The organism is Pontimicrobium sp. MEBiC01747 (genome assembly GCF_053601635.1).
On record NZ_JBSHNS010000462.1, the window covers coordinates 1 to 5,106 of the forward strand.

The following is a 5,106-nucleotide window of genomic DNA, read 5'->3' on the forward strand; positions in this document are numbered from 1 at the left end:
AAAGTAATATGGGGAGACATTGGTAGGCCCGATTTATTAGCCAAAGATTTAAAAGAAGATTATAATATAGATTTAAAAGACTTACTAAATGTACGTACTTTTCTAGATCATAACCGTATATGGGAAGCCCCAAAACAAACAACAGATCGAATTAGCAAATCTTCTGGTGCTTATGCCTACAAAGGAAAACGAATAAACAATAACCTCGTTGAAGATTCATTATTAGAGCATTTACAGAAATGGAAACCATACGTAGAACAATTTGGCTTATTAATTATAGAATTACATACTATAAAACCTGAACTTACCGCTAATAATATAGGAAAAACAGCAGCAACCGCTTACGATGCTACGCATGGTTATAGCGATCAATACATTCTAGAAGTCGATGTATTTAACAAAGTAGCAGCAGAAGCTGGTTTACATCCAGATCCTACCTATTTTTCTAAATTTCCCAATAGCGAATTAGCTACTGTTAGTGTTAACTTATTAAAAGGGAATTAAATGGAAAACAAAAACCAGCTAATAACAAGAGATTGGTTAGCCATAGAACGAACCAAATTAGCAAACGAACGCACTTTTTTAGCCTATTTTAGAACTTTTATTGTTTTCTTAGGCACAGGGCTTACCATACTTAAGCTAGAATTCTTTACAGATTTAAAATCCTTTGGACTTATATTATTAGTCATTTCGCCTATTATACTAATCATTGGACTTTATCGCTTAATGCGTGTAAAAAAGAATATTAAACGCCATTATAACGCCTAAATAAATGTTTGGCAGGAGTTAAGCCGTGTTTACCGAAATTTATTGTTGTGTTTTTACAATTTTATTTGTTTTGAAAGCAAATCAATAAAACCTATAATTATGAAAACTAGAAACCTAGTAATTATCCTTTTTAGTGTATTAGTATTAAACTCATGTATTGTAAAATCTCTTCATCCTTTTTATATACAAGAAGCTATTTCTTTTGAAGAAAAATTTGTTGGAGACTGGAAAGATAATAAAGGAGCAATATGGCATGTGGAATCTTTTAAAGCCATGTTCGATAAAGAGTTTAACTCAAAAAATAAACCTTCTAAAGAAGATTTGGCTGCATTTGAAAAATACAAATATAATTACTACGTAGAGTATACTTCTAACGATAAAAAAGCCACTTTTATGGCTACACCTTTTAAAGTTAAAAACCAATTATTATTAGACTTTACGCCTTATATACAAGACGACACTGGATTAAACTCACTTTTATCATCCCATCTTATAAATGCCCATTCTGTTGTAAAATTCGACATGATAAACAATGATAATGTAGATATTAAATGGTTAGACGAAAACCGTATTAAAGACTTATTTAAAAATAGTAAAATTAGAATTAAACATGAAACAATAGGTATCCAAGAGGACTTTTTACTTACTGCAGATTCAAAAGAATTATACGAATTTTTAGAAAAGTATTTGGCATCAAGTGTTGAAAACAAATGGAAGTCAACGTCCGATAAAAAGCTAAGCAGGTATAATGTTAAACCTTAATCCATATCTAAAAAAAATAAACAACCACAGCCCTATACTATTTAATTTAGGGCTGTGGTTATCCGCTTTTATAATTTTATTATTTATATTTTCTCGCGGACAACGCCCAATAACTGTAGATTATATTTATACCGTTGGCTTCCTTATTTCTTTGGCCCTACCTTCCGTAATAAACCTATATGGCCTGATGCCCCGTCTTTTAAAAAAGGAAAAGTACATTTTGTATTGTTTAGCCTTTATAATAAACCTTCTTATATTTTCGCAATTACATATTGCATTTTTTAAACCTATACTAAATAACTTATTTCCTAATTACTTTTTTATTTCATACCATTCCAACACCAATCCTATTATTACTTTTAGTATTTTTCTAGTAGCAACAACATTGATTAAACTCTCTGAAGATTGGTTTCATTTTAACAGAAATGAAAACCGTGAATTACGTATAAAAAACCAGCAAATAGAAACACAACTATCTAATTTAAGAGCACAAATAAATCCTCATTTTTTATTTAACTCTCTTAACGTTATTTATGCGTTAGCTATTGAAAAAAAAGAAGGTATCACTGATGCTATTGTACAACTTTCTGATATTTTACGATACATTATATATGATGCCGATACAAAACGTATCTCCATAAAAGAAGAAATTAAACTACTAGATAATTATATAAAATTTCAAAAATTTAGAGTTCATGGTTTTAATAATATAACGTTTAATAGCAGTGTTGAAAATGAAAGTTTAACCCTATACCCTATGCTGCTATTGCCATTAGTAGAAAATAGTTTTAAACACGGTTTAAAAGGCAACCTAAAGGATACTTTTATACTCATCAATATTTTTCAAAAAAACCATATTTTCAAGTTTTCTATAGAAAACAATATGCTTTTAGATGCATCCAATGAAAAACTACAGTATTCAGGTGTTGGTTTAGAGCATATTAAAAACAACTTAAATTTAGTTTATCCAGAACAACACGAATTTAAAATCACTAAAACAGAAACCACCTTTAAAGTAGACATAACTATAACACTAAACACATTGCAAGAATGACTATTAAATGTATAATTATAGATGATGAGCCTTCTTCTCAAAGTGTTTTAAAACACTTTGTAAAGGACGTCTCTTTTTTAGAACTCGTTGCTGTATGTAATAACGCTATAGAGGGGCTGCAAGTATTAAAAACACATAATACCATAGATTTATTGTTTTTAGATATTAATATGCCAAAAATCTCTGGATTAACGTTCTATAAATCTTTACAAAACCCACCTAATGTTATTTTTACCACTGCTTACCCGCAATATGCGGTAGATGGTTTTGAGGTTAATGCCATAGATTATCTTTTAAAACCGTTTTCGTTTGATCGCTTTTTTATAGCTGTTAACAAAGTACTAGACTTAAAAACCAAAGAGCAATCTCCAGCTACCGATCAGTTTATAATGGTAAAATCTAACAAAGTATTACACAAAATACTTTTAAACTCTCTAGAATGTATTGAAGCGTTAGGCGACTATGTTAAATTACATAGAAATGATGATTATATTATAACCAACAACACATTCTCAAACATACTTAAGCTTTTACCAGAACCTCAATTTGTGCGTACACATAAATCATTTGCCGTAAATATAGACTTAATTAATAGCGTTGCTGGTAACAGAATTTCTATAAACTCTAAAACAATCCCTATTGGACAAACATACAAACAAGCCTTTTTAGACAGACTAGAAAAAAAGAATTAGTTTTGATTATTATAATACAGCAATTAAAATAAAGGGTCCATAGTCACGAAAATAAATTATGAAAGCAGTATCTGTAGTTACCATTAGAAAGGAATTAAAACATAAATCTAACCAAGAACTTGCCGAATTATGTTTGCGTTTATCTCGTTTTAAAAAAGAAAATAAAGAACTCCTTACCTACTTGTTATTTGAAGCAGATAATGAAAACGGCTATATAGAAACTGTAAAGCAAGAAATAGATGAACAGTTTAGCACTATTAACACAGATAGTTACTTTTATATAAAAAAAAGCGTTCGCAAAATTCTACGAAACATAAAAAAGTATTGTAGATACTCTTTAAATAAAGAAACCGAAGTACAGCTACTACTCTATTTTTGTAATAAACTAAACGATTTTACACCTTCTATAGAACGAAACGTGACATTAATGAATATTTACGACAGGCAAATAGCAACAATAAAAAAACGAATAGCAACTTTACATGAAGATTTGCAATACGATTATAATTTAGAATTAGAAGATTTATAATAAATTAAGTATATCCAACACTTTTTCTACAGGCAAGAGCAGTTTTTAAAAGGTAACGTTTAATTGCGATAACATGCTCTCTGCTTATGACTATTAATGCTACTAAAAAAATAACTTTTCTCCCTAAATTTTTAGTATGCTTTATTCTTCTTCTTTTTTTATTAAAGATAATTCCCTAACAGTAGGGTTCACTTTTTGTGCTATTTCCGAGCTACTTTTAAATTGGGACTCTCCAAGTAATTTTTCATAATCAGCAAAATCTACTGTTTCTGGCAAAGCTAGACTTACAGCCATATTTCTGTTTATTAAAGAGCCGTTATCCCAGCTTGTCATACCTCCGTAATCCCATTCAAATCCATAAAAAGAAAACGCTTTTTTATTTAGCATCTCTAATGTCTTCAAATCGGTTCCTATAGTAATACCTTCTTTAGTTTTCCAATCTGTATCTTTTTTAAACACTTTAATTTGGTGCAATTGGTTAAAGTTCAACGAATCGTCTTTCCAAATAAATTCTACTTCATTTTTAGTTTCTGGATATAATACTGTTTTTAAAAACACCCCCATTCCTTCAGGATAATAGCCTTTAACTCGTTTAACTTTTCCTTTAAAGGCTTCTTTTAGTTCTGCTTCAGAGTTATATTTTAATAAATTATCTAAAACAAATTTATTTTTTTCTTCTTCTTCAACAGCAGTAGTATGCTCTTCTACAAAAACCTCATCAGTTTTAGCAACATTTGCTTCTTCTTTTTCTTTACACGATGTAATACTAACTATTACTATAACTAAAAAAATATTCTTAAAAAATTTCATACTCCTGCTTAATAATGATTATTAATACTACAAAAGTAGGCTTTATATGCTTATAAATAGTAACAACAAGTCCCTATAATACAACTAGCTATTTGGCTCATTTTCATCGCTTTTAGACCAAATATTAATGCACTAAGTAAATTCCCTTATTTTTTAAAATTCAGGGAATCCCCTTAAAAAACAATCATTTAATATTCAGAGCTTTGTATAAACCAAGACACAAAACTATTAATCAAACAAATAAAAAATTATGGCAGACAACTCTACAGTCAATGGACAAATAACCGATGCTGTAACACAAACAAATGTTACCGTACTAGGCGAATCTCCTGCACAGGCACTAAGTAACCTCTACCAAATGGCAACACATGCTAATGGTATGGCTATGCAAAACTCGGTCTCTAATCAACAAAACTTAAACCAACTGAATGCAGTTATCGTCGCAGATGCTATTAAAATGCTAACCAGTTCATAATCTAAACCCATTATTA

At 29.7% G+C, this 5,106-nt stretch carries 8 protein-coding genes; 7 read left to right on the forward strand and 1 reads right to left on the reverse strand.

Annotation, left to right across the window (positions count from 1 at the left end; genetic code table 11):
- From ACVC2P_RS15165 to ACVC2P_RS15190, 6 genes are all read left to right on the forward strand, one after another.
- A partial coding sequence (locus ACVC2P_RS15165) for an AprA-related methyltransferase (protein ID WP_452599301.1) occupies positions 1–504 on the forward strand: 504 nt, incomplete at its 5' end.
- Positions 505–768 carry a DUF202 domain-containing protein gene (locus tag ACVC2P_RS15170; RefSeq protein ID WP_452599302.1) on the forward strand — a complete coding sequence of 88 codons (264 nt, stop codon included), beginning with the start codon at positions 505–507 and terminating at the stop codon, positions 766–768. It abuts the gene before it with no gap.
- 99 nt (positions 769–867) lie between these two features.
- Positions 868–1,530, forward strand: a complete 663-nt coding sequence (locus ACVC2P_RS15175; protein ID WP_452599303.1) for a hypothetical protein — start codon at positions 868–870, stop codon at positions 1,528–1,530.
- Between the two features lie 385 nt (positions 1,531–1,915).
- Positions 1,916–2,584, forward strand: coding sequence for a sensor histidine kinase (locus tag ACVC2P_RS15180; protein ID WP_452599304.1), 669 nt, complete (start codon positions 1,916–1,918; stop codon positions 2,582–2,584).
- Positions 2,581–3,276 (forward strand): LytR/AlgR family response regulator transcription factor, encoded by a 696-nt coding sequence (locus ACVC2P_RS15185; RefSeq protein ID WP_452599305.1) that lies wholly within the window; start codon positions 2,581–2,583, stop codon positions 3,274–3,276. The genes ACVC2P_RS15180 and ACVC2P_RS15185 overlap by 4 nt, the downstream gene beginning before the upstream one ends.
- A 58-nt stretch (positions 3,277–3,334) precedes the next feature.
- Complete coding sequence (locus ACVC2P_RS15190; RefSeq protein ID WP_452599306.1) at positions 3,335–3,805, forward strand: hypothetical protein; 471 nt, start codon at positions 3,335–3,337, stop codon at positions 3,803–3,805.
- A 141-nt stretch (positions 3,806–3,946) separates the two neighbouring features.
- Here ACVC2P_RS15190 and ACVC2P_RS15195 read toward each other — a convergent pair whose 3' ends face one another.
- A complete protein-coding gene (locus ACVC2P_RS15195) occupies positions 3,947–4,615 on the reverse strand; it encodes a hypothetical protein (RefSeq protein ID WP_452599307.1) in 669 nt (222 codons plus the stop codon).
- 250 nt (positions 4,616–4,865) lie between these two features.
- On the opposite strand from ACVC2P_RS15195, the gene ACVC2P_RS15200 reads away from it, so the two are divergent.
- Positions 4,866–5,090, forward strand: a complete 225-nt coding sequence (locus ACVC2P_RS15200) for a RebB family R body protein (protein ID WP_452599308.1) — start codon at positions 4,866–4,868, stop codon at positions 5,088–5,090.
- The last annotated feature ends 16 nt before the right edge of the window (positions 5,091–5,106 follow it).

Bases quoted from the DNA above. Each gene is read 5' to 3' on its own strand.
- ACVC2P_RS15170 (WP_452599302.1), top strand. From the start codon at position 505: ATGGAAAACAAAAACCAGCTAATAACAAGAGATTGGTTAGCCATAGAA.
- ACVC2P_RS15175 (WP_452599303.1), top strand. From the start codon at position 868: ATGAAAACTAGAAACCTAGTAATTATCCTTTTTAGTGTATTAGTATTA.
- ACVC2P_RS15185 (WP_452599305.1), top strand. From the start codon at position 2,581: ATGACTATTAAATGTATAATTATAGATGATGAGCCTTCTTCTCAAAGT.
- ACVC2P_RS15190 (WP_452599306.1), top strand. From the start codon at position 3,335: ATGAAAGCAGTATCTGTAGTTACCATTAGAAAGGAATTAAAACATAAA.
- ACVC2P_RS15195 (WP_452599307.1), bottom strand. From the start codon at position 4,615: ATGAAATTTTTTAAGAATATTTTTTTAGTTATAGTAATAGTTAGTATT.
- ACVC2P_RS15200 (WP_452599308.1), top strand. From the start codon at position 4,866: ATGGCAGACAACTCTACAGTCAATGGACAAATAACCGATGCTGTAACA.